This is a genomic window from Daejeonella sp. H1SJ63 (assembly GCF_029360775.1).
GTDB lineage: Bacteria > Bacteroidota > Bacteroidia > Sphingobacteriales > Sphingobacteriaceae > Daejeonella.
In genome coordinates this window covers 27049-51115 of record NZ_JARKMZ010000039.1, presented here as the reverse complement: position 1 = coordinate 51115, position 24067 = coordinate 27049, and the positions used below count along the sequence as shown (strand labels likewise).

Here is a 24067-nt window from a genome sequence, read left to right as displayed (position 1 = left end):
GTTACGGGTGCGTACCCGCAATTTGTTTTTAAAAATATCAACCGCTCAATTAAAAAATCAAACTGTTAAATTATTACACATCGAGTAGGGTGCAACCTAACGATCTCAAAAAACACTTCAAATTCATAAAGTATTTTTCAGAAAAACTAAACTATCTGGAAACTAAAGACCGAAAACAAGATCTGTAAATGCTAATTAAACAATTAACGTTTACGTACACTAATATAAATAATTATTTAACAATTAAAAATATCCTTAAAAAAACAGAGGGCATGAATCACACCCTCTGTTGAAATAATTATTAAAACTGGACGAATGGATTAGGTATCTTGATCAAATCCGTACGCGTATGATCATTTTCAGTAACTCTTGCTAATGCATAAACTTCTCCACCTTTTCCTACTGCGATTGAATTTACATAAAGGGGACGATCACCATCTTCATAAAATATGGGACCATGATCCTGATACCTGCCTTCCGGGATATTATAAGTAATCAGATGAAGGTTTTCAAGTCCCTTGGCTGCACCTTTCGCTATCTCTGACGCTCCTGCAACCCTCTTTCCATCAACATAAATAGGTCCACCGGTCAGATAATAAATCGTTTTACCATCCGGACCTAATTGAAATCCAAGGTAACCATAACTAAACTGGTCGAACATCCCACTTTTTTGAGAGGGCTCTGAAGTAATCCTTTGCACGAGCTCAATGTTCGGCTTTTCAGGATGGAATCTGAATAAGTATCCGGAATTCCCATGTACTCCATATGCGGTGTTTTCAGGTTTATACCAAAAAATCTTCCTCCAGTTATAACCCATACTACCCGGACGGGTGGGATCATACTTTCCAAAATAATCAAGTCTCAGATTAGTATTTTCTAATTTTTTAATTACACCCTCCTCAGGATTATAACCCCAAATATCCCCTTCAGAAATTGAAAAATAAACAGTGCCATTAAGTGGGTTTATCACCAGTGAACGACACAATGAACGAAAATCGTCACCGGGCTCACCATCCTCACCATTATGGGATATCTGTCCTAAATTTCTAAGTACTCCCGTATTGATATCATAATGAACAAACCTGCCTTTTGGCCATGTAATACCATAAATATGGCCACGTTCAATATCCATTGTCATGGAAACCATACCCTCACCATTAGGCAAAACAGCCAGATCCTCAAATTCACCGCTTTTCAGATCATAGGAAAGAATATGACCTCCGGGATATAGCTTATAGCCTGCAGGCGGATTTACAGGTAAACGATCCATCCCTTTGATTAATTCATAAAAACCTACATGGGTTGAAAAATACAGCTTGCCATTTTTCTCATAAAACCGTGTATGACTCTTCCCCTGAGGGATACAGCCATGATCCTTCTCACCGCAGACTTCAGTAAGGTCAGCAATAAATTTTGTCTGATCCGTTGAAGGATCATAGACATACATTTTACCACCAACGTCTACCCGATCAGATGAAAGTACATAATAGATTTTTCCGTCACTTGCCGCTGAGAGGGCATTATACGTATCATGAGCTTGCAGGAAGCCCGAATTATATGTTTTTGCAGTCAAAGTACTGCCCAGATCTGAAGTAAAGGGCATAACTATCCCCTCTTCAATTCCTTCAATTTTATTCATGTATCTTGATTTGTCTTTTTTAATTCCGCTTCCTGAATTTTAAACAGGGGGACTATTTTTCCAGAGTCTTTTTAACTTCGCCTGCATTTGCATGAATCTTTGCAATTGCTGAAGCAATCGAATCCATATCTTCTTTACTTCCCAAAAGCAGATTTTGGGTAAACCATACAGCTTCAGTACATAAAAGGTCGTTTTCAGGACATTGATTTTGCTCCATATACTTGTTATAGTCAAGCATATCTTTATGATACATCCGCTTGTAATTCTTTGATGCAAATGCTTCCTTTAAGAATTCCTGCTTATTTAAAGGGGTATACCCGCCCGAACAAGGAACTCCTTCTGCCCTTAAGGCCTGCATAAATGCATTTCTGGACAATCCCTGGAAAAATTCTTTCTTATATCTGAAGGAAAATAAATGGAATGAGATTCTGGTTGCAGAATCATATGTTTTATAAGGCACAATACCCGGAATGTTTTCAATCTTAGATTTCAGGTATGCGGCATTCTGTTCACGAGTGGTGGTCTGCGCATCCAGTCTCTTAAGCTGAGCCAAACCAATAGCTGCCTGGTATTCAGTTAACCTGACCTTAGTGCCAATCCTTACACTTCCGGCATTAAAAGTACCAACTGCAGTACCATAAGGCAAGCCAAGGTTCTGAAATGAAAAACAACGATCGATAAATGCCTCATCATTACTAACTACAGCACCACCCTCGCCAATTGGAATATTTTTAGAATTCTGGAAACTGAAACAGCCTGCATGGCCAATTGTACCTACCTTCTTATTATTAATTTCTGTAAGCGGTGCCTGACAAGCATCTTCAACCACTAACAAATTATGCTTTTTAGCAATTTCCATTATTCTTGGCATATCGGCTGGCATTCCTAAGATGTGCACCGGCAATATTGCTTTGGTTCTGGGAGTAATCTTAGCTTCAATCTTTGCAGGATCAATCTGATAAGTTTCAGGATCAATATCAACAAATATCGGCATTGCCCCATTCATCAAAATAGCCTGAACTGTAGAAATAAAGGTATATGGCGGAACAAGAACCTCATCACCTGCTTTAATATCAAGCTGGTTCAAAGCTACTATAAGTGCATTTGTTCCGTTGCTAACAAGCAATGTACGCTTTACGCCAAGAGTATCTGACCAAACCTTCTCAAATTCTGAAACAACAGATGCACGCGACCAAACTCCGCTTCTCAATACTTCCAGAACGCGTTTCTCATCAGTTTCAGGAATCCAAATTGGCCATTTAATCCATCTCGCCTTATCCCAGGCTGCTGGTCCGCCAAGAATTGCAGGTCGTGAAGTGTTATCAAGACCTTTAGCCATCAATGAAGGGCTTATACCCATAGACAACATAGCTCCTGCTCCTGCAACAGATGTTTGCTTTAAAAACTTACGTCTTGAAGCATCGGTGTTTTTATTTTTCATGATAATAATATAAGGCAACAAATAATCAGGAGTATCACTCCATAAAACCTTCAGGAAAATAGTCTGAAATTATTTCAGACGCATCTGCACTGATTTTCACGTCTTTATAGTTAACGTTTACGTACCCGAAAATATAAATTTTTTTCGTTTAAACAATAGAAAAGCACGAATAATTTGATCTTAAAAAGCAAAAATGAAATTATACCCCCGTTATTTATTTTCAGTTAGCACAGCGATCATATCAATTGTAAGCCCTGCTCCTCTCAGTCCTACATCTTTAACCAAAGCTTTAGATGCAGCAGGTGGTCGCTTAGGGTCATAAAATTTCGGGCGTAATTCATTAAGACCTGAACTGTGAGCATCTTTACTTACGTAATATGTTGCTTTCACAAGATGCTTAAAATCACTTCCTGATTTCTTAAGAATAGCATCCATTGAATTAAAAATATCCATTATCTCAGGCTTAGCCTCTCCCGGATTATTACCAAATAGCCCGGATATATAAATCTTATTGCCATAATTAATTCTGGTAACCTTACTGTAAACCGGTGAAGCTGTCATTCCGGGAGGTGTAATAAAATCAAGTTGTTCTCTGGAATCAGTTTGAGTATTAACAGAAGATGCAATGAGTTCAATTTCTACCAGGGGATCTTTACTTAACCATTCTACATATACCAATGGAGGAATGCGTTCACCTTTAAAAAAATCAGCTATCTCGCGCTCTACAACAGCTATATTTGTTACCGGATTAACAAAAGATTTGATCTGTACCACATCCTTCTTCTTAAGTCCGAGATGATCAAGTGTTTCACCGAGCTGCTTTAAAGTACCTCTGCTTGCGGCAGAAAGCATCCCTTTATCTGCCTGTCCGGAAACATAAACAGCTGAACCTGCAGGCATTATAGCCACATCTGCCATTCCCTCTGCAGAATCTGAATTTATATATTTTACCTCCCGGCCCCGATAACCTGAAGCAACAGCAATTGCATCAATACATATCAGGGCATCTTCATGAGCAAGTTTACCTGCCACAAAACTTATTGCAGGTACCTTTCCTGATTTAAACCGTTCTTTAATCAGAGAAACTGCTTCATCTTTCAGTTCATGACTGCTGATATAAACATTAAGCTTAATAATCTTATCTATTCCGGAACCTGATTTATTAAGCGCCTTAGATAGGTTTTGAAATACCTGGCTGCTTTGCTCCCTTAAACCGGAGCCTGCAATTTTGCCGGTCTTGCCGATTGGTAAAAACTGTACTGTATGCGCCAGCGGAAGCTCATCTACAATTACCGCATCTGAATAGTCTCCTGACGATGAAGTAATGTACTGAACTCCCTTTTTATTACCCGAAACCGCCCCTTTTTCCTGCGCTGAACCTGCAATAGCACAAAACAGCAGAGTTATAAGAATAAACCTTTTCATTTAAGCTCTTTTAAGGAACTATTGTTAATTATTTACAGGAGCCCAGTAAGCACAATATCCATCAGCACGAACAGGACCTTTGAATAACATACAACCTCCGCAAGGCTTATCTTTGCCCGGCGGAATGTATAAAGTACAATTACTGCAATGACTGTCAGCTATTGGGGTCTTGTTAACATATGCCAGTTTTTTACGCTTTTCAAGCTCTTCCGCACTCACTCCTGCCATGTTATCACATGGGTTCTTCTGTGCCGGCTGGGGCGTCTTAGGTTGCTGATCCTTACTTTTATCTGATCCTTCAGCCAATGCCTTGAGTGAACTTCCTGCAATGACAATACCTGCACCCAGAGTCACTGATCCGGCAAATAAATATTTACCTAAGAATTTTCTTCTTGAATATTTGTTTTCCATATCAATTTAATTTGATCGGCTCATTATTAAATAAGACGAATAGTATTAGTTCTTTTTTAGCAAAGAAAAACCTGCTTTTACATCTTCAGCAGAACCTGTGCTCAATCCGGCAGCAAGTTCTTTGGTTGATTCATTTTTATTTAATCCGATTTTCAATCCTTTTAACGCTGCGGTCTGAATATTAGTACCTGCAAGTGCTGCACCTGAAAGTAAATTCAGATAGGAAGAGAACTGAGCCTTATCATACCTTGCTGCAATTACATTAGACAGATCCTGAACAAAGCTTAATTTCCAGGCTTCTTCCTTACTGAAGAATGAATCATCCTTAGCAAGTTCATTTAAAATTTCAACAGATGAACCCTGATCAGAGCTCAAAACAGCACTTCTGAACCACTCATTCTGACCATGCATTTTAACAACTTCTGCCAGTGACCGGAAAACTGATTTCCCTTTAAATTCCCCAAGGCTAAGTGCAGCCTGCAATGCCACTCTCTTAGAGGGGTCATTAATCATTTTTATCACTAATGGCAATGTTTTAGGAAACCTTTCGGCCAGAATGATCGCATTCTCACGAACACCGGGCTCAGAATCCTGAAGCGCCTGTTTGATTATGGCAACATCAAGTGCATCCATACCTTCAAGCACATATAATGCATGAAGTCTTGCTCTTGAACTCTGTGCTTTTGAAACTAATACTTTAACTGCAGGAATAATTGATTTATCCTGACGCTCTAAAAGTAAACGCTGCGCATTAGAACGATACCATCCATTATTGTGCGATAAATACTCTAATAATTTTTCACTGGATGCATCTCTTAAATTCACACTAACACCTTTATAACTTGTATTAGCCGGAACTACACGATAAATCCTTCCCATATCGCTTCCTGCCATGAAATCCATTTCAGCCTTAAGATCATCAGGAATTGATACCGGAGTTTCAATATGCTGTCTGTAATAATCCAGAACATATAAATATCCATCAGGACCTACAGAAAAGGTAACCGGGCGGAACCAGGTATCAGTGGAGTAGATAAACTCTCTGCTTTTTTCAGAACCGGCACGCTTTGCTACAAGTACAGGACTGGTTTCAGAAGGAATCAAAATATCCCTGTGGATCAAACTACCCGACACATCTGTTGTAAATACATTACCATAAAATTCTTTAGACAAAGCATCGCCATTATATATAGTACCGCCTGATGCACCTGTAAAACGATCTTCAGCATACTCTATTCTGTTCAGATTTGCCTCTTTATACATTTTATTTCTACGGGCACTTCTTTCGGCTCTCCAATAAGCCGGCGGAATTTCCTGAAACATGATTTCCTCATGATCTGTAATTGATACATTAAACTTACTGCCTGGCATAAACGCATGCCGGTGAGTATATCTCCATGGAATGATAGCCTGCTGCAGGTGAATAGAATTTTCAGTGAAGAAACGATGTCCCCAGTCATCAATGGTCTGACCAAATTGTCCGGGACCGGTTTCCAATTCAAAAACATTACGATCTAACCTGAAACGAAAATCAGCTCCTCTTACTTCAAGCGGTGCTGCCCCGGGAGTTTTGCTGTAAACAACTTTACCGCTTTGACCGCGGTTATTGGCGTATATCCAGTTATCAACTCCCAGTCTGAGGCTGGTAACCTGAGCTTCAGAATTGTTCTGAAAAAAACCTGAGAACAAAATTTCGGAGCTATCTGATTTCCCGTCACCATTGTTGTCTTTTAAGTAGAGGATATTGGGTGCCGCTGTAACAATTAAACCACCTTTCCATGGCAAAATACTTGTCGCCTCTGTGACATTTTCAGCAAAAATGATCGATTTGTCAATTTTCCCATCGCCATTGGTGTCTTTCAGAATGCGAATACGTCCATGGCCTTTACCCGGTTCAACTTCATAGGGATAATCAGGCATTTCTACAACATAAGCATTTCCCTGTTCATCAAATTCGAGTGCCACAGGATCGAAAACATGTGGTTCAGAAGCAAATAACTGCACCGAAAAACCATCGGCAACACTCATTTTCTTCATTGATTCTTCCGGACTCAATGCCGATGGATAACGTTGTGCAAAGCTGTTACCAGCCAATAAGATTAAAGTTGCCAGTAAGGCTGATCTGCCTTTTAAATTAGTATTCATTCTTGCTATTTTTCTTAAAATCATTTATGTGAAAGCACCGTTTTCAACTATCATGATGAATTTCACGAACCTAAATTATTTATTAAAATTTCAATAATCCTCAATCAAAGCTTAATTACTGAGATATTACATCCGGATTTAACTGACATATGTACTCTTTATACCTGGTAAGCCCCTTAAAATCCAGTTTAACAGGTAATCAAACCCCTTTGCGGTTACGTACCCGAAATTAGAGTATATAAACGGGATATTAAAATTTATTTTGAAGCGAAAGTACAGTCCCTCCTGTTAAACTATAAATAAGCAAATCAGGCATGACATCCTATTTTGTTGATTGGAATACTGTAAAGTTCAACTTTCCTGAATATTCGGTATGAGGGAAGGTTATAAAACGCATTTTCTCCTCATTTTCCATCCTCAAGCCCGGATCTTCTTCAAGCTCAATCATATTTCCTTTAACCCCACTTACACGACAATAAACGGTATCACCATTTGGAAAATCAAGACGTACAAAAGAAACATCAGGAACTGTACGATCAGTTTTAAGAGTCCACTTTTCATTGATATTTACCAGATCCTTCACTCCGCCTTTCACCTCTCCGCCTGAATCATACTTCCACCCTGCCCCTGAAACAACCTGAACTCTGTCTCCATTAATTTTAACACGGTCCTGAACCGTTTTACCTTCAAGTTCATACGTTATAATATATGTGTCTTCCGCAGCTTTAACAGATTTAATCCAGGGATTAGTTTTAAATGGTTCATGCACAGCGATGAAAGATGACTGCCCTCCTTCATGCCTTTGCATGTATCCCAAACGCATATAATCATCCAGTTTATTATCATTCTCATCGGCAAGTCTGACTGAAGGAGCCTTAAAAGTGTAAATTTTTGTTCCCGCCTGCGAAATGTTATGTGTTCTCAAGCCCGAATTCTGGTATCTCCATGTTGCTGTCCAGGATTTATCTGCTTCAGCTGTCTTAATATCCCTTAAATAGCTATAAGCGTGAATTCTTTTACCCTCATTATCGGCCTCGTACTGATTTTTGGGTTTTGCAGTGCCGCCCCATGAAGGAACCAGTGTAGTCACAGAAGTATTAACCGGAATACTGCTTTCAAATACTCCTTCTTCTTCGCACATACCGTGCAGAAACCAATCGTGAGTAGTACCACCCCTAACATCAAATCGGTCTATCACATAATCTTTCCCTTCTGCAGCATGAATATGAATCAGCCTTCTGCGATATTGATTTGCAGATTTATAGGCAGGTGAAGCATCAATGTCCATCACTTTTACATTTGGATTCAGGTCATCATAAAATTTCAGTTTACCACTTGCCGGATTTTCCTTAGTACCTGTATCCTGCACTTTCTGATTAATTACAACTGTATTGTGTGAAGCGGTATGGAGAGTCCACCCCCTGTATTTTGAATGGGTATAGCCTATATCAGACAATAACTCCTGACCTGAAGCATAAAGTATAATTGATGCATTATCAAGGTGATGGTGACCATAATTACCACTCCAGTTCATATTTAACATAAACTGATTATCAGCACTTCCTGCACCGAATGCCGCATTTCCGTAGGCAGCCCATAATTTTGAAACGGAGACATCCAAAGGCTTCTGTTTCGTGCCCCTGATTGCCCAGGTATCATTTAGAGGAATTTTACGTCCGTTAGGCAGAATTGCATTCTGAGTCACAGCCAGGGCACCTTTAAAAAATGGCATTGATTTCGTAAGATCCAGATTATCAAAACGCTCTGCCTTCAGGTCGGCCGGGTCAGTATATCCATATGCTGCCTCCGCCACACTTCTTAAGCCGCCGATCGTCTGGTCATGATAAGAAGCCGTTCCCTCTTTCCACCAGCCGTCAGAATAGAACCCGAGTTTTAAAAATTCGGTAAACCTACCGACACCATCATGTACCATATCAGGTCTGTTCAGAATTCTTCCCAAACGCACCATATCACGATACATTCCCGGCGACATATTAGTATAAATTTCAGGATTTGCCGCTGTAAAATCATATCCCATCACCAGAAGGTCAGTCACGATTCTCTTGTCAGTATCTTTACCTATCAGCTTATCCATTCTTGCCCATTCATAGCCATCTTTAAGAATATCATAAACATTAGCCATCTGAGAGGGAATATCGCCATAAGCCCACCAGTTCCATTTAGCGCCCCGGTATGGAACAAGTCCCTGATAGGGCCACTTCTGATCTGCCGGAAAGAACTTCTTTGCCGCACTCGGATAATCATAACGAATAGCATAATCAGGAAACACCTGGGCAAATCGCCCCGCAATTGCCGCTGCCCTGTCGCCATAGGCATTATCTCTGGTAGCTGCCCATACCTGTGCAAGTTGCTGCCCCTGCTGCTGAATCCATTTCCAGCGCTCAAACCATGCATGTGCCTGATAAAAATATTGCGTCCCCTCCTGGTTTTCATAATACCGGTAAACCTGCTTAGCCCCACCCGGAGCAATAATCACTTTCTCCTTATTATCCGGAAATTTCTCATTTGGGAAAGTCATACCGCAAAAATTACACTTCACACTTTCGCCCAGTTCGGGTGTCCAGCCAAGTACATTCATCTCCTGAGCTCCTCCATTACAATTTGGACACCCGATAAAATGTATACCTGAAGCAATCGGCACTTGTGATTTCACCTCTTCAAGACTCATTTTAATCAATGATTCAACATTGCGTTTCAAACTTTCGACCCGCTGCTGATCTGCCTGAGCATAAACATTCGAACAGTAGAACATGCTGATTCCGGAGATAAGCACTTTACAAAATAGTGATCTGAACTTCATACCATGTATTTTTACATTCAATTAATCGTGTACGTACCCGAATCTATTGTTATTTTTTGGGAATGTCAAACAGAGCTAAAAAAACCTTAGCCTGATAAATATTTTTTTTATTAAAATAAACTGTAACCGGTTGATAAGCAAAGAGTCTGAATTAAAATAAAAAAAAAGATCAGTTATTTAGGGGGGGGGGGTAAAACGGCATCTGATTGTCACAATAAAAACAGGAAATTATGGAGCAAGCAATAAATGAAGCAATTGAAAAATTAGAGAACAATGAATTGAGTTTAAATGAGCTGCTTGATATTCTAACAAACATTCAGTTAATCATAGCCTGAATCTAATATCCGGCATTACAACTTCAATTTAAAGAAAGCAATTAAATCGTTATTAATTACTGACAATCAGCTATTTAAAATGTTTCGAAGACAGATTTTATAAATAAATTAAATAATAAAAATCCAAAATCAATCTTAGTTCGTAATTCATTGCATCAAACAAAAAATGAATTATGAAACAGATATTTATTCTTGCGATTGCACTAGCAGCTTCTGCAATCAGCACTCAAACAATGGCTCAGAATACTAAAATGGTTGGTGGTGCGGCCATGTATCCAGGCAAAGACATTGTTGACAATGCCGTAAATTCCAAAGACCATACCACACTTGTAACTGCGGTAAAAGCAGCAGGCCTGGTAGAAACATTGAAAAGTGATGGACCTTTCACAGTTTTTGCACCTACCAATGATGCGTTCAATAAACTCCCTGATGGAACCGTTTCCAATCTTGTTAAACCTGAAAATAAAGCAATGCTGACCAAAATACTCACCTATCACGTCCTATCAGGAAAATACGATTCAGCAGAAATTGTGAAAGCGATAAAAGCGGGTAAAGGAAGTGCAGAATTCACTACTGTTAGCGGTGGAAAGCTATGGGCCATGATGAAGGGCAAAGAATTGATTCTTAAAGATGAAAATGGCGGAACATCAATGGTAAGCATTGCAGATGTGAATCAGAAAAATGGTGTAATCCATGTTATCGATAATGTTGTATTACCCAAATAATTAACTTAATCAAAAAAATGTAAAAAAAGCTCCGGCAAAAATCCGGAGCTTTAATTCTATTTATATTGTGCCTGTTGATTTAATGAATAATAATCAAAATTAAAGGAACGATCATAAACATTGGGCCGAAAAACTAAAATATCACTTACAGAACCGGAACTTATTCAGGCTATACAGAATAAGGATAAAATCGGAGCAGAAGCATTATATGATATGTATTCTTCTTCACTGTATGGTGTTATTTACAGAATTGTGCTTCATGAAGAAATAGCCGAAGACCTGCTGCAGGAGACTTTTATCAGAATCTGGAATTCCTTTTCATCCTATGATACTTCAAGAGGTAAATTATTTACATGGATGGTTAATATTGCAAGAAATATTGCGATCGATAAAACCAGGTCAAAAGATTTCCGTAACAGTTCCAAAACCGAAAACATAGAGAATAACGTACTATCTATAGAAGGAAATTTTCAATCAGAAATGAATCCCGAAACTCTTGGACTAAAAGAGCTGGTAGAAAAATTAAAACCTGATCAAAAAATGGTGCTTGATCTTGTCTATTATAAAGGTTATACACATGTTGAAGTGGCAGAACAACTGGAAATTCCATTAGGGACTGTAAAAACAAGACTAAGAAATGCTATTATTACGTTAAGAAAGGTATTTAATTAAGTGAAAGACCTGAAAACATATTTGGAAAGCGGAATACTTGAGCAGTATGTTCTTGGCGACCTGAGCAAAGACGAAATGCTTGAGGTTGAAAGGTATGTTGTTCAATATCCTGAAATCAGGCGTGAGCTGGAAGAGATTGAAAATGCTTTGCAGAAATATGCACAGCAAAATGCTATTGAACCTTCAGTAAGGAACAGATCCAAAATTATTGATGCGCTGGAAATTCCCGGCAATAAAAATGAAGTCCCGGTGAAGCAAATTGAAAAAGCTTCGGGAACAACAAAGTTTTACAAATATGCATTTGCAGCTTCTCTAAGTCTTTTGTTTATCAGCATTATATTATTGATTAACCTGAATAATAAACTGAGAGAATCCTATACTCAAATAGCAGTTCTTGAATCCGGGAATCAAAAATTCTCTAATCAGGTAAACTATATTGAGAATGAATTGACTGAAGCAAAGAACACGCTTCAATACTACAGAAATCCTGCTTCCTATAAATTAATTACACTGAAAGGTTCAGAAAAAGCTCCTGATGCACGCGTCACCCTTGCTTTCAACCCTGACCGTGAAGAGGTTATGATTGATATGTCAAACCTGAAAATGCCTTCAAACGACAATGAACATCAATATCAGCTATGGGCAATTGTTGACGGAAAGCCTGTTGATCTTGGTGTTTTTGATTCAGGATCTTCTACTGCCGGCATGAAGAAAATGAAGTCAGTAAAATCAGCTGAGGCCTTTGCCGTTACTCTTGAACCCCGGGGAGGAAGTATAAGTCCCAGCCTTGAACAAATGATGGCAATGGGCAATATCTGATATCAGCTATTCTATTATAAATACTTTGTTTAGGTTACAAATCAGATTTTTTCTGCTTTAGTCTGTAAGATTCGATTGGAATAATCTCATCTGACACAAGATCATTAAGGTAAATGTCAAACGTCTTTTCGTGTACGTAAAACCAATAAATATTTACTTTGTGAGTCTCCTGCATCTCAGCAAACTCAACAATATAATAAGGCGATTGAGCTTCGGGATAACCCTGAATCATTGTCACCAGCCGGATATCCGGATTTATCTTTCTAAGTTCATTTGTCTTTGCCTTAACTTCAGGAAGATTCAGAATAATTTCATGAAGCTTATCCTCGGCTTTAAAAGGATCATTTTCCGACTGGAGATCTCCGGCTGGATTAGAGGATTCTTTGCTTTTTTCAGTTACAGAATTACAGGAGAAACTGATTAAAATAATGAGAAGTAAAGCTAAAGCTGCAAATTGTTTCATCTGTTTATTTTTTATTTTTTAAAGGTGATGAGCCTTCCTGCCTGCGGTAGAAAGGACGATCATAATTTAACAATCATCCCCCTGCGGGTTTTAGCAAAATCATGATGGTTTGATAATGTTATTTAAGGCTAAATTTTTAATAAAAAAGGGCCGAATAACAAGTACTCGACCCTACATCTACCTATGAAAAACATGCCCTTTGGGGGCAATTATTCATTAACAAATTATATGCCACTTAACAATTACAGAAAATATCTGCAAAAATAGGATGTCAAAAAATCAAACTTCCCACTATGTAGACCAATTTACCCATTATGCGGATTTTAATCCCCGCAACAACTGTATGACATATTTGCTGAATTATCTCCTTATCTTTAGTTTGTTAACAATAAGCCTTATCGCCCGACTCGTTTTTGCAAATGTTCAGGATATCGGGCTCCCTGTACTTCCACTCCCGAAACTGCTTCTTCAATCTCTTTAAGATTGTTTTCAGATAACTTAATTTCAGCCGCCCCAAGGTTTTCTTCCAGACGATACGCCTTTGTTGTGCCTGGTATTGGAGCAATCCAGGGCTTTTGTGCAAGTAACCAGGCAAGTGCTATTTGCGCAGATGTAGCATTTTGCTGTTTGGCTATATTGCTTAGAAGGTCGACTAAAGCCTGATTTGCCTTCCTGTTTTCTTCGCTGAAACGAGGAACCACATTCCGGAAGTCAGTGCTATCAAACTTCGTATTCTCATTTATAGCCCCGGTCAGAAAACCTTTTCCCAGCGGACTAAAGGGAACGAAACCAATTCCCAATTCTTCCAGAAGGGGAATGATTTCCTTCTCGGGCTCTCTCCACCACAAGGAATATTCACTTTGGAGAGCAGCGACAGGATGTACGGCATGAGCGCGACGAATTGTTTCGGCTCCGGACTCAGAAAGGCCAAAGTGCTTTACTTTTCCCTCATTGATTAGATCTTTCACAGTTCCTGCAACGTCTTCTATGGGAACCATGGGATCTACCCGATGTTGATAATACAAATCGATTACATCTGTTTTCAATCGTTGTAGTGATCCTTCAACAGCTTTTCTGATATGTTCAGGCCTGCTATTTAATCCGCTCCAATTCGTTTCTTCTGGTATAGCTGGTTCAAAACCAAACTTTGTTGCAATTACCACCTCGTTCCGAAATGGCGAAAGTGCTTCGCCTACTAATTCTTCATTAGTAAACGGACCGTAGATCTCTGCGGTATCAAAAAAAGTTACACCTAATTCAAAAGCCTTGCGAATAAGTGCAATCATTTCCTGCTTGTTGTGAGCTGGCCCATAACCGAAGCTCATTCCCATACAGCCCAAACCGAGAGCCGAAACTTCGAGGCTGCTGTTTCCCAATTGTCGTCTTTCCATGATTATTTAGATTAGCTATTTAATGCTGTTATATTCGTCATCAGTTACCCTTTCCAGCCAAACTGTCTCTCCTTTTTCTCTTCCTGTAATAGCGATCTGAATGAATGCAGTATCAGCGCTTGCGCCATGCCAATGAGGGATATCAGCCGGGCATTTTACCACTTCACCTTTTTTTATAATGACTTTCCCCTTTCCTTTCTCCTGATAGTATCCTACACCCTCTAAGGCTAATATAATCTGTCCAGCGGGATGCAAGTGCCATTTAGTTCTCGCCCCTGGTTCAAAGGTTACACTTCCTGCTGCAATCTGATTGACACTATCTGCCTGTACCAAATTATTTAGCCAGGCAGTACCGGTAAAATTTTCATTGTTTATCATTTCCCCTCTTGCAAAAATCAGCTCTCCTTCTTCTTTGCTGCTTTCTGCTTTGTTTTGTTGTTTACAAGAAAATGCCAAAACTCCAAAAAGGTATATTATAGCTATGTTTTTAAGGTTCATCATTCTAAATTTAAAGGTTGGTTTGATAAAAGTTCAACAATTTATTTATGGCTTGCGATACATACCCGGGCTTCCAGTAGCATTGTACGTGAGTAGCCCCATCAATCAGAAATAATTCCTTGTTTTTTGCATTGGTTGCTTTGCGAAATGCTTCATCTGTCATATATTTTGTATCGGCTTTACTTCCAGCAATCATCAACAAGGGTTGATTGATCAGATCCATATTAGTAGCGGCATCCCAGGTCATTAAATCGAGCAGGCTGCTTTTGGTGTATATAAAGGTTGAATTTGGATGTGCATGGGTTCTATAATAGTACACGTATCCTTCACGATATAGATCAGTTGGGATTTTAGCGATTTCTTCATCTGTTATGCTCGCCACACCTGCATAAATCATTTCACCACCTGCAGCTTCTTGCGCCCGGGCATCTGTAGCTTGCTTTAAACGCTCCTGAATTGTAGCTAATCCGGAATTCTGAAAGCCATTACGTCTTACCTCACCTGAATTAAACATACTCAAGGTTGCAACGGCTTTAAACCTTTTGTCCGATTGGGCCGCTTTTAAAGTATAGCCACCGCCACCACAGATACCTAAAACACCCAAACGGTTCGCATCTACCCCTGCGTATTGAGTAATAAAGTCAGCCATTCCATGAATATCTTCAATACGGCATGCAGGTTTATCCGTATGACGCGGCTCTCCGCCGCTTGCTCCCTGGTATGCAGCATCGGCAGCAATGGTTATATAACCCACCTCTGCCAAACGCTGCGCATATAGCCCGGCTGTCTGTTCTTTTATACCACCGTTAGGGTGTGCAACCACCACTGCCGGATATTTCTTTGACGCATCGTAATTTGCCGGTGTGTAAACATTAGCCGAGATATCTATCCCGTTCAGCTTATAGGTTACGGGATGGATGTTTAATTTTCCTTTTTCATTTTGGGTTATAGCTCCTTCGTATACTAGTGTATAGGGGTTTTGTTGTGCCTTTTGAGTAGATTGTGAATCTGGCGTATCTATAGCTGATAATGTCATTGTGAATGCGATTATTAACGATAACTTTTCATGGTTTGAATACTTAAAATATTACTTCTTATTATTCAGAATTTCGTCCAGAACCTTCTGCACAGCTTTAGCTTCTTTTTTGCCGATCGTCTCTTTGATAAGTCCCACGAATTGATGCAATTGCTGCGGTGTCAAGCCTAGATTGAGGCAGATTCTCAGATGCGATTGTAACATAGGTTCCACCCCACCGATACTGCTGAGTACCGATACAGTCGCCAATTCCCGTTCAGCATACGTCAGCACATCCCGTTCAAAAATATCGGCGAAAAGATGCTCTTTAAGGAATATCTCTATTTGAGGTGCAAATGCTGAATACCCGGTTTTCGGTCCCATCTCAGGTACGCCAGTTAATTTTGCCAGTATTGCTTTACCACGGTCGTATTTGCTGCGTTCATCATTAACTGGCGACGCTTCAGCACCTATTATATCATTAATGCCTCTGGCTTTCCGTTCATCTAATACGCTCATAAAAGTTTGCAATCCGCGAATACTGCGGGGAAACCCTGAGTAGGCATAGAGATGAACAATAGCTTCCTTTATCTGATTAACGGTCAAGCCCGCCTCAAGCCCTGCAACTAATTCAGTTTTTAGCTTTGACAAATCACCTTTAGCAGTAACAGCCGCAATGCGAACAATAGCCTGGTATTTATTACTTAATCCTTGATCGGTTTGCGTTTGGGCGTTTACAGAGGTCGTAATAATTACCACTGCGAAGAGTATCAATGTTAAGAGTCTGCTCATTTTTATATTGCCGGTTACTATACGTTTTTCTTAATTGAAGAGTATAATACAAAAGTCGGAGTTGAAAGTCAGGCAATTGGTATAAGGATTACGGTTATTGCTACCAAAATTACTTATCCGATGAATTGGCCGCACCAGGTACCGATGTTCCATCTACCTAAGACATGGGTTTCGAACTATCATTAAAGCAAACCTATTTTCTTCAACCAATTTTGTACCTCAACCTGCACCTGCTTTTCTTTTTCTCCCTCCATCACGAATAAAATACCGTCTCTTTCTATTCCCCCTTTTGTTGAGAACCCTTCCAAAATTTTACTGTTCGGGCATAACTCCTTTACGGTTTGAAACGTGCTGCCGATCCCATAGCCTGCATGAGTATTAAAAGGGATTATAGTTTTACCGCTTAGATTATACTGCTTTAGAAAGCTTTTCATTGGCGGCGGCAATTGCATGCCCCAGGTAGGAAAGCCTACAAACACCACATCATATTGATCAATACTGCTAATCTTCGTTTTAAGGGGCGGCAAAAATCCTGTGGCACCTTCTTTTGCCACTTGGTCCACAGTCGTCTTATAATCCTCAGGATAAGGATTTTGCAATTCCAATCCCACCAAATTCCCGCCAACATTGTTATGAATGATTTCGGCAACTGCTTTTGTATTATTCGTGCGGGATAAATACACGATCAGGATTTTTTTATCTGTTGACGGTTTAGCCGCTTTACTCACTGACGAATTTTGTGGATTTGCACATACTGAAAACATACAATTTACTATCAGCAAGCATATTAGCAGAGCTTCCTTTTTCATAGTTGAGAAATCACTTTAATATTTTAAATTAGTCTAACCTCTTCACTTCTAACCATTTTGATAACTGATCAGCTATTTCAATATTGTTCAAATCAGAAAAAGGAAAGTGCGTATTGCCTTTTATTCCAATCTCTGGCAAATGTACTACCGTTGCATCGCCACCATACTTATTGATTGTAGCAGCCCACATTCTTGCCATTTCGAGGCCCGAACGCCAATGGTCTTCATTCCATACTTTATTTGGTTCCAGGGCGATGTTATCTCCGTAATAAATAATGATTGGTTTTCGGGTTAGCTTGACGAAATCGGCCAGGGGTATTTCCACTCCTTTCAACCCGCCAAAAAGTCCTGATGACATTATTGGTTGGGGCAGCTCACCTTGCGGAAATACGAACCCACTATATGGCTCGTAAGCCACTACAGCTTTAATTTTGTCATTTTTAATAGCTGTAAGCCAGCCGGGACCACCGCCTTGTGAATGAGTAACCAGGATTCCCTGTCCTATTTTATCAAATAATTGTGAAACAGCATCCGAAACAATAGCCGCATCAAAATTGCCTGTATTGGGGGTCATTTGCCTGAAAAACTGTTCAAGGGATACAGAATCTTTTGGAAACTCAACATTCGGATAGTAATTGGGGTAGTTGCCAATTCTGAATTGGGTGAACCAAAACTGTTCGTCGGGAGTTGGAGTTATCGTTGCTGCTACGGTACTCTTCCCGGCCTCGCCACGTCTGGGTTGGTCAAGCAGATAAACGCCAAAGCCCCGTCTCAGAAAAATATTCTGAAATCCCTCTCTTCCATCGGGTGTTGTTTCCCATGTTTTTTTGGACTGTCCGGCCCCATGCAGGAAAACTAAAGAATATTTACGGGCTTTTACCGGAATCTGATAAAAAGCATAAGCATGGTCACCGTGAATAGTTTGTCCCTGAGGTTTTAAAGCATTATTTAAATCGAAGTTCCCCGGTGCAGTAACTTTTGTTCCTCCGACTGCAAAGCTGCCTTGGCTCTGTATTACCAACGCTTCTGTGTTATTGCCGGTTCTGGTTACAGCACATGCAGAAATGAGAATTGAAACCGCGAGTGATATAGAAACAAAGAATATCTTCCGATTTATGATTTCTGATTTTTTCATGATTAAATGACTTTACAAATACAAGCGTTTGAATAACAACAATCTATTTTCTCTATTACTTTTTTGATGGCACTACAACACCTGGACATTGAAGCACTGCCTTCGGAAGACGCTGGCCGGTATTTAAATCAATGTTCCAGCCAAACTTAGACGTAATAACTACTTTGTCCCGAAAAGGTGCGATGCCATGTTCTACCTCAATAAGACTATAGGCTCCGGCTGCATCGTAAAAAATGGAGTCATGGTCGAAAGCCGTCCGGATAATATTTTGCATTTCAGGCCGGGAAGGAACTTCAGTTGCGTACTTTCGGCTCATGTAATGAACGCCGGGACCTACACTGGAAACTTCCGGTGTTCCAGGCTTATGCCGTCCTTTTACTTGGCTCCCATACCGATTGGAAGAGGCGCCTGCGGTAGCAGACATCATCGGCACTTTGCAGGCTGATGATAACATTGCTGCAAGTGCAAGTCCCGATTTAAGAAGTTTGCGATGGTTTAAACCTGAATTTGTCTTTTTATTTATGGAGTCTTCCATGATAATATTACTAAGGTCACATTTCTGTCGCAGCATTCAAAAAACTACTGTCCAAGCAGCCTGGTGAACGACATTGAGCCTAAGGTCCATTTACCGTCCTGCCTCACATACACTTCGGTAACTACAAAAGGATTTGTGACTTCATTGCCACCTACAACCGCTAACAGGCGAAGTCGGCTTAAGAGGATTGCTGTATTGCCAATTAATTGCACAGATGTCTCCTGGATATCTGCTTGTTTGTAGTGAATTCCTCCACTTTTAATGGTATTAAGTTCCCTATCTTTGTTCATAGTGCCTCCCATGTGAACAAAGACTGCCTTTTCATGGAAGAGAGCCGCCAGTGTATCGACCTTTTTCTCTGACATCCAGCGCCACTTCTCTTTAGAGAGATTAATAAGCTCTTGTTCGGCTTGTGTATTTAGAGCAGTTTGTGCTTGTGCGCCGAGTCCTGAAAAAGATATCAGTAATAAACACAATTTTGGAATTGATAATTTCATATTAGTCTCACGTTTTAAGTTTCATATTTTATTTCACCCAACCATTTCACCATTGCAGGATCAGGATGGTCGAAGAAGCTACTCTTCTTCGTATCAAGCGATTTGATTCAAAATCGAATATATTGAGGTTTTTCTTCCATCTATTCCTTACGAACAGATTTTGGAATGGCAACGATACCTCCTTTATGTCATCCACCGAAGTACGATCCGGACAATTGTTTTGCTGTACTTCATTCCTGTTAAAAGCAACAAATCATTCTGAAACAGGTTGTTTTTACCTTCCGTAAAGATTCCAAGGATTCAAATTGTACCTTATTATCCTCTTTGAGTTTCCGGTTGCTGGTGGAAGGGGGGTGTTTCAATTTGATTAACTGCAGGGACAATTTCGCTTTGAACGATTAAGTCTTTAAGTCTATCGGTATTGAAGTTGCTAACAATATGGCTCTGAACCGTCCTACTTTGTACAAGTCCTACATACACATCGCCATACAGCTGATGCATCGTATATAAGCCAGTGTTAATGGTATCAAATACACTTCTCTCACACTCTTCCGGATCTGTTACCCGGGAAACGCCAAATCCCGGCATGGGCATTTTTACATCATTATTTAAAACCATACTGTTCATAACATTCTTTAAGTAGTTGTCTTTCAATATACAACAAAGTTCCAACCGAAATTTCTTATACCTTGTATATGGATTACGGTAATGTGTACCAATATTACTGATCTGTTAATCCTGATAAGAAAATATGTGGGTAGAAGCCTTACTTTTGAGTAAATAAGAGAGAATAATATGGAAGACATGAGACGATTTGAGACGATAACTCAATACAATGCCTTTAATAACAATGAGACATTGCATCCTTTGGTAAGTGTGGTTGATCTCTCTAAGGCGGCTCCGAGACAAGGTTCCCGTATGTACTTTGGCTTCTACACCATCTTTTTAAAAGATGTGAAATGTGGTGACATGATATATGGTAGAAACACGTATGATTATCAGGAAGGAACATTAGTCTTTCTGGCACCCGGACAAGTGGCCGGCGTTAACAGTAAGGGCGAGACCTATCAACCTAAAGGTTACGCACTTGTATTTCATCCAGATTTAATTTATGGCACCGCCCTCGGAAAGCATATACAGGACTATACTTTCTTCAGTTATCAATCAAACGAAGCCTTGCATTTATCTGAACGCGAAAGGAAGATCGTATTGGATTGCTTGTTGAAAATTGAGTACGAACTGGAACGGGCTATCGATAAGCACAGCAAAAGACTTATTGTATCCAATATAGAATTACTTCTGGACTATTGTGTCCGTTTTTATGACCGCCAGTTTGTAACTCGTGATCATGTACATCACGGTATTCTGGAAAAGTTTGAAAGCTTGCTGAATGAGTACTTCCAGTCTGAAAGGCCTCAGATGGTAGGACTGCCCTCTGTTGCCTATTGTGCGGATAAACTCAACCTATCTCCAAACTATTTTGGCGATATGGTAAAGAAAGAAACCGGCAAAACAGCACAGGAATATATACAATCCAAACTAATTGACCTGGCTAAAGAGAGGATATTTGATACAAGCAAGACCGTCAGCCAAATTGCATTCGAATTAGGATTTAAATATCCACAACATTTCACACGGCTGTTTAAGCAACGTGTGGGGTATACACCTTTAGAATTTCGAACGCTTAATTGACTCACGATCTGAACGTTGGCGTTGTTCCCATTCTGCTGCATCACCAAAAGAAGAAGGCGATGCGGCTTTGAAATTAAGAATGCGGCTTTTGAGATTAACCCTTGCAGTCTTATTAAAGTCAGTATTCTTCCTTTCAATCACCACATTTAACTTCTTAGCTAAAGCAATAATCTTCGCAAGACTCTCCTCCTTATTTGATTTTAAAATGAGCTCCATAGTAGTTTGCTATTGTGGTATATGCAAAACATAATGAAAATAAATATCTTTCAGGAATGGATAAAACAAAAAAGCAGCCCTTTTTCAAAGCTGCTTTTATAAACGGGGTGGAAGATGGGGCTCGAACCCACGACCCTCGGCACCACAAACCGATGCTCTAACCAACTGAGCTACATCCACCGTTTTTTGTGACTGCAAAAGTAAGCATTTAGCAATGTTTTGCAAATTTTTTCGGAAGAATTAAAATGTTTTTTCAGGCTTAAGGAATTCTTCAGACCGGAATATGGGATAAAAAAGAATTTAATCTGTTAACTGATCTTCATTCCTGATTCCTCTTTCCTGATTATCAGAACACTATAATCAAGAACTGATATCACAATCACTTCAGGGCAATAGTCATCTAAATCCCATTAAATTCCTGCCCTGTTAAATTTAGCTGTATATAATCTTAAATTTGTTAGAGTTAGTAGGCTGAATATGGAAAATGAAGAGTTAATTGAACTGCAGGTAAGCGGAATGCATTGCAATAATTGTGCACTTTCTGTACATAAACTTCTGGAAAAAAAGGGCATGAAGGATGTGTATGTTGATTTTGCAAACGACGAAGTTAAATTCCGCACCAATGACCCTTCAGGTACCTCATTAATTATCAAAGATATTGAAGGACTGGGATATAAAGTAAGTGAAGAGAGCATACCGATCAGAGAAAAATTTTACGAAAAGATTGAAAATAAATTTTATTTCAGCCTCTTGTTCAGTATACCGCTTTTCTCACATATGTTTCTGCCATTCCATTGGTTGCATCAAGCTGAAGTACAACTGGCTCTATGCATTCCTGTATTCATTTTGAGCTGTATCCATTTTGGCAAAAGCGCAATTAACTCTCTGAAAAATGGAATCCCAAATATGGATGTACTGATTTTCATTGGATCAAGTGCAGCATTTTTTTACAGCCTTTATGGCACGATAAATAATCTGGGTCCGGATTTCCTTTTTTATGAAACAACAGCAACGATCATATCTCTTGTTCTGCTTGGAAATGTACTTGAAAAGCGGTCAGTTACTCAAACAACTTCTGCAGTCAGAGACCTTATGAAATTTCAGGAATTGAAAGCCAAAAAATTATTGAATGGTAAAATTATTGAAATAAATTCTGCAGAAATACTTCCCGGAGATGTTCTTGTGATCAATACCGGTGATAAAATTCCTGCTGACGGGGATATAATCTGGGGAGAAGCTTCAGTAAATGAGGCGATGCTAACAGGCGAAAGTCTTCCTGTTGAGAAATCCAAATATGATCAGGCAATCGGCGGAACGCTTATTGAAAAAGGAAGCATCCAAATACTTGTAACAAAAACCGGAAAACATACCATACTTGCTCAGATTATAGAACTTATGAAAAGAGCACAGGCGGCTAAACCTGAAATTCAAAAACTTGGTGATAAGGTAGCTGCAATATTTGTTCCTGTTGTTGTTGGCATTGCAATACTAACCTTCCTGATGGCTTACTATGTATTTGATACTGATTTTCAGAAAGCCATGTTAAACTCAATTGCGGTACTTGTCATCTCCTGCCCCTGTGCAATGGGGCTTGCCACTCCTACTGCAGTTATGGTCGGACTTGGAAGAGCTGCTAAAAATGGGATATTAATTAAGGGTGGAAATACCATTGAAGAAATTGCCCGACTAAAATATATGGTTTTTGACAAAACCGGAACATTAACCACCGGTAAATTCAGGATCAAATCCATGCAATGTGATTCTTTAGGTCAAGAAAAGACAGAAGCCATCATATCAGGAATTGAAGCATACTCAAACCATCCCATTGCACGTTCACTGGTTAATGAACTAAGCAGCAAACAAACTGAAAAGATCATTTTCACCAAAATTTCAGAAGAAAAGGGACTTGGAATGACAGGCACTGACTCTGAAGGGAATGTCTATCAATTTGGCTCAGTTCAAATTCTTAATCAGGGAGAGGAAAGCGGAGATTTCAGCTTATTTCTCAAAATGAATGAAAAACTAGTTGCGAAAATAGCCATTGAGGATGAAATAAAGCCTGATGCTTATCAATTAATCAGCAATCTCAAAAAAACTGGTATTATACCCGTGCTGCTTAGTGGTGATCAGAAAAAGAAATGCGAAGACCTTGGCAGGGAATTAGGCATTGAAAAAATATTTGCTGAAACTTTACCCGATCAGAAACTAAAAATTATTGAGCAGTTCAAAACTGAAGGGAAAACGGCTATGGTTGGCGACGGCATTAATGATGCACCGGCACTGACCAGTTCAGATGTTGGTATTTCAATGAGTAATTCAAGTCAGATTGCCATTCAATCTGCTGAGGTTATCCTGCTTAAAAACGACCTTGTAGCTATTGATAAAATGCTGAGAATTGGAAGGCATACCTTGTTAACCATCAAACAAAATCTCTTCTGGGCATTTTTCTATAACATTGTTGCAATTCCTGTAGCTGCATTGGGCTTTCTTAATCCAATGGTGGGAGCACTTGCAATGGCATTTTCAGATGTAATTGTTATCGGAAACTCTATCCGCTTAAAAACTAAATCAGTATAATTGCGCCATAAATG

General features: G+C 39.5%; 22 protein-coding genes and 1 tRNA gene. 5 read left to right on the top strand and 18 right to left on the bottom strand.

The genetic code is table 11. The features are described 5' to 3' along the window. Positions 1 to 301: 301 nt before the first annotated feature. The 6 genes from P2W72_RS13865 to P2W72_RS13840 all read right to left on the bottom strand — a co-directional run bounded on the left by P2W72_RS13865 (position 302) and on the right by P2W72_RS13840 (position 9882). Positions 302 to 1639, bottom strand: coding sequence for a hypothetical protein (locus tag P2W72_RS13865; protein WP_276363666.1), 1338 nt, complete (start codon positions 1637 to 1639; stop codon positions 302 to 304). A gap of 52 nt (positions 1640 to 1691) precedes the next feature. Beyond that, complete coding sequence (locus P2W72_RS13860; protein WP_276363664.1) at positions 1692 to 3080, bottom strand: DegT/DnrJ/EryC1/StrS family aminotransferase; 1389 nt, start codon at positions 3078 to 3080, stop codon at positions 1692 to 1694. Between the two features lie 210 nt (positions 3081 to 3290). Further along, positions 3291 to 4505, bottom strand: coding sequence for a RidA family protein (locus P2W72_RS13855; RefSeq protein WP_276363662.1), 1215 nt, complete (start codon positions 4503 to 4505; stop codon positions 3291 to 3293). Between the two features lie 24 nt (positions 4506 to 4529). Continuing rightward, a complete protein-coding gene (locus P2W72_RS13850) occupies positions 4530 to 4916 on the bottom strand; it encodes a high-potential iron-sulfur protein (protein WP_276363659.1) in 387 nt (128 codons plus the stop codon). Positions 4917 to 4961: 45 nt separating this feature from the next. After that, positions 4962 to 7061: a PVC-type heme-binding CxxCH protein gene (locus P2W72_RS13845; protein WP_276363656.1), complete on the bottom strand. Its 2100-nt coding sequence runs from the start codon at positions 7059 to 7061 to the stop codon at positions 4962 to 4964. A gap of 322 nt (positions 7062 to 7383) precedes the next feature. After that, the gene (locus P2W72_RS13840; protein ID WP_276363654.1) at positions 7384 to 9882 is read right to left on the bottom strand and encodes a heparinase II/III family protein; all 2499 of its coding nucleotides are present in this window, start codon (positions 9880 to 9882) and stop codon (positions 7384 to 7386) included. A gap of 508 nt (positions 9883 to 10390) precedes the next feature. Here P2W72_RS13840 and P2W72_RS13835 point away from each other — a divergent pair. The 3 genes from P2W72_RS13835 to P2W72_RS13825 all read left to right on the top strand — a co-directional run bounded on the left by P2W72_RS13835 (position 10391) and on the right by P2W72_RS13825 (position 12433). After that, positions 10391 to 10942, top strand: a complete 552-nt coding sequence (locus P2W72_RS13835; protein WP_276363651.1) for a fasciclin domain-containing protein — start codon at positions 10391 to 10393, stop codon at positions 10940 to 10942. A gap of 120 nt (positions 10943 to 11062) precedes the next feature. After that, the gene (locus tag P2W72_RS13830) at positions 11063 to 11614 is read left to right on the top strand and encodes a sigma-70 family RNA polymerase sigma factor (protein ID WP_276363648.1); all 552 of its coding nucleotides are present in this window, start codon (positions 11063 to 11065) and stop codon (positions 11612 to 11614) included. Further along, positions 11615 to 12433, top strand: a complete 819-nt coding sequence (locus P2W72_RS13825; protein WP_276363645.1) for an anti-sigma factor — start codon at positions 11615 to 11617, stop codon at positions 12431 to 12433. A gap of 34 nt (positions 12434 to 12467) precedes the next feature. On the opposite strand, the gene P2W72_RS13820 is transcribed toward P2W72_RS13825, so the two are convergent. The 10 genes from P2W72_RS13820 to P2W72_RS13775 all read right to left on the bottom strand — a co-directional run bounded on the left by P2W72_RS13820 (position 12468) and on the right by P2W72_RS13775 (position 20195). Next, a complete protein-coding gene (locus P2W72_RS13820; protein WP_276363641.1) occupies positions 12468 to 12896 on the bottom strand; it encodes a hypothetical protein in 429 nt (142 codons plus the stop codon). Between the two features lie 395 nt (positions 12897 to 13291). Beyond that, a complete protein-coding gene (locus P2W72_RS13815; protein ID WP_276363638.1) occupies positions 13292 to 14287 on the bottom strand; it encodes an aldo/keto reductase in 996 nt (331 codons plus the stop codon). Between the two features lie 15 nt (positions 14288 to 14302). Further along, on the bottom strand, positions 14303 to 14788 hold the full coding sequence (locus P2W72_RS13810) for a cupin domain-containing protein (protein WP_276363635.1): 486 nt from the start codon (positions 14786 to 14788) through the stop codon (positions 14303 to 14305). Positions 14789 to 14795: 7 nt separating this feature from the next. After that, the gene (locus P2W72_RS13805) at positions 14796 to 15821 is read right to left on the bottom strand and encodes an alpha/beta hydrolase (RefSeq protein ID WP_276363633.1); all 1026 of its coding nucleotides are present in this window, start codon (positions 15819 to 15821) and stop codon (positions 14796 to 14798) included. 51 nt (positions 15822 to 15872) lie between these two features. Continuing rightward, the gene (locus P2W72_RS13800) at positions 15873 to 16592 is read right to left on the bottom strand and encodes a carboxymuconolactone decarboxylase family protein (protein WP_276363630.1); all 720 of its coding nucleotides are present in this window, start codon (positions 16590 to 16592) and stop codon (positions 15873 to 15875) included. Positions 16593 to 16774: 182 nt separating this feature from the next. Further along, complete coding sequence (locus P2W72_RS13795; RefSeq protein WP_276363627.1) at positions 16775 to 17401, bottom strand: flavodoxin; 627 nt, start codon at positions 17399 to 17401, stop codon at positions 16775 to 16777. A gap of 28 nt (positions 17402 to 17429) precedes the next feature. Then, the gene (locus P2W72_RS13790; RefSeq protein ID WP_276363625.1) at positions 17430 to 18536 is read right to left on the bottom strand and encodes an alpha/beta fold hydrolase; all 1107 of its coding nucleotides are present in this window, start codon (positions 18534 to 18536) and stop codon (positions 17430 to 17432) included. A 55-nt stretch (positions 18537 to 18591) separates the two neighbouring features. After that, positions 18592 to 19071 (bottom strand): hypothetical protein, encoded by a 480-nt coding sequence (locus P2W72_RS13785; RefSeq protein ID WP_276363623.1) that lies wholly within the window; start codon positions 19069 to 19071, stop codon positions 18592 to 18594. Between the two features lie 44 nt (positions 19072 to 19115). Then, on the bottom strand, positions 19116 to 19568 hold the full coding sequence (locus tag P2W72_RS13780) for a nuclear transport factor 2 family protein (protein ID WP_276363620.1): 453 nt from the start codon (positions 19566 to 19568) through the stop codon (positions 19116 to 19118). A gap of 315 nt (positions 19569 to 19883) precedes the next feature. Then, complete coding sequence (locus P2W72_RS13775) at positions 19884 to 20195, bottom strand: hypothetical protein (protein WP_276363617.1); 312 nt, start codon at positions 20193 to 20195, stop codon at positions 19884 to 19886. Positions 20196 to 20363: 168 nt separating this feature from the next. On the opposite strand from P2W72_RS13775, the gene P2W72_RS13770 reads away from it, so the two are divergent. Continuing rightward, positions 20364 to 21260 (top strand): helix-turn-helix transcriptional regulator, encoded by an 897-nt coding sequence (locus P2W72_RS13770; RefSeq protein ID WP_276363614.1) that lies wholly within the window; start codon positions 20364 to 20366, stop codon positions 21258 to 21260. Here the strand turns inward: P2W72_RS13770 and P2W72_RS13765 are convergent. Continuing rightward, positions 21237 to 21476 carry a hypothetical protein gene (locus P2W72_RS13765; RefSeq protein ID WP_276363612.1) on the bottom strand — a complete coding sequence of 80 codons (240 nt, stop codon included), beginning with the start codon at positions 21474 to 21476 and terminating at the stop codon, positions 21237 to 21239. The genes P2W72_RS13770 and P2W72_RS13765 overlap by 24 nt on opposite strands. A 105-nt stretch (positions 21477 to 21581) precedes the next feature. Beyond that, a tRNA-His gene (locus P2W72_RS13760) sits at positions 21582 to 21657 on the bottom strand. Positions 21658 to 21953: 296 nt separating this feature from the next. Between P2W72_RS13760 and P2W72_RS13755 the strand changes: the two genes are divergently transcribed. Beyond that, complete coding sequence (locus tag P2W72_RS13755; protein WP_276363611.1) at positions 21954 to 24053, top strand: cation-translocating P-type ATPase; 2100 nt, start codon at positions 21954 to 21956, stop codon at positions 24051 to 24053. The last annotated feature ends 14 nt before the right edge of the window (positions 24054 to 24067 follow it).

Coding starts and splice junctions, on each gene's coding strand:
- P2W72_RS13850 (WP_276363659.1), bottom strand. CDS start 4,916: ATGGAAAACAAATATTCAAGAAGAAAATTCTTAGGTAAATATTTATTT.
- P2W72_RS13865 (WP_276363666.1), bottom strand. CDS start 1,639: ATGAATAAAATTGAAGGAATTGAAGAGGGGATAGTTATGCCCTTTACT.
- P2W72_RS13860 (WP_276363664.1), bottom strand. CDS start 3,080: ATGAAAAATAAAAACACCGATGCTTCAAGACGTAAGTTTTTAAAGCAA.
- P2W72_RS13835 (WP_276363651.1), top strand. CDS start 10,391: ATGAAACAGATATTTATTCTTGCGATTGCACTAGCAGCTTCTGCAATC.
- P2W72_RS13820 (WP_276363641.1), bottom strand. CDS start 12,896: ATGAAACAATTTGCAGCTTTAGCTTTACTTCTCATTATTTTAATCAGT.
- P2W72_RS13845 (WP_276363656.1), bottom strand. CDS start 7,061: ATGAATACTAATTTAAAAGGCAGATCAGCCTTACTGGCAACTTTAATC.
- P2W72_RS13765 (WP_276363612.1), bottom strand. CDS start 21,476: ATGGAGCTCATTTTAAAATCAAATAAGGAGGAGAGTCTTGCGAAGATT.
- P2W72_RS13810 (WP_276363635.1), bottom strand. CDS start 14,788: ATGATGAACCTTAAAAACATAGCTATAATATACCTTTTTGGAGTTTTG.
- P2W72_RS13840 (WP_276363654.1), bottom strand. CDS start 9,882: ATGAAGTTCAGATCACTATTTTGTAAAGTGCTTATCTCCGGAATCAGC.
- P2W72_RS13770 (WP_276363614.1), top strand. CDS start 20,364: ATGGAAGACATGAGACGATTTGAGACGATAACTCAATACAATGCCTTT.
- P2W72_RS13795 (WP_276363627.1), bottom strand. CDS start 17,401: ATGAAAAAGGAAGCTCTGCTAATATGCTTGCTGATAGTAAATTGTATG.
- P2W72_RS13855 (WP_276363662.1), bottom strand. CDS start 4,505: ATGAAAAGGTTTATTCTTATAACTCTGCTGTTTTGTGCTATTGCAGGT.
- P2W72_RS13755 (WP_276363611.1), top strand. CDS start 21,954: ATGGAAAATGAAGAGTTAATTGAACTGCAGGTAAGCGGAATGCATTGC.
- P2W72_RS13785 (WP_276363623.1), bottom strand. CDS start 19,071: ATGGAAGACTCCATAAATAAAAAGACAAATTCAGGTTTAAACCATCGC.
- P2W72_RS13780 (WP_276363620.1), bottom strand. CDS start 19,568: ATGAAATTATCAATTCCAAAATTGTGTTTATTACTGATATCTTTTTCA.
- P2W72_RS13775 (WP_276363617.1), bottom strand. CDS start 20,195: ATGAACAGTATGGTTTTAAATAATGATGTAAAAATGCCCATGCCGGGA.
- P2W72_RS13790 (WP_276363625.1), bottom strand. CDS start 18,536: ATGAAAAAATCAGAAATCATAAATCGGAAGATATTCTTTGTTTCTATA.
- P2W72_RS13800 (WP_276363630.1), bottom strand. CDS start 16,592: ATGAGCAGACTCTTAACATTGATACTCTTCGCAGTGGTAATTATTACG.
- P2W72_RS13815 (WP_276363638.1), bottom strand. CDS start 14,287: ATGGAAAGACGACAATTGGGAAACAGCAGCCTCGAAGTTTCGGCTCTC.
- P2W72_RS13805 (WP_276363633.1), bottom strand. CDS start 15,821: ATGACATTATCAGCTATAGATACGCCAGATTCACAATCTACTCAAAAG.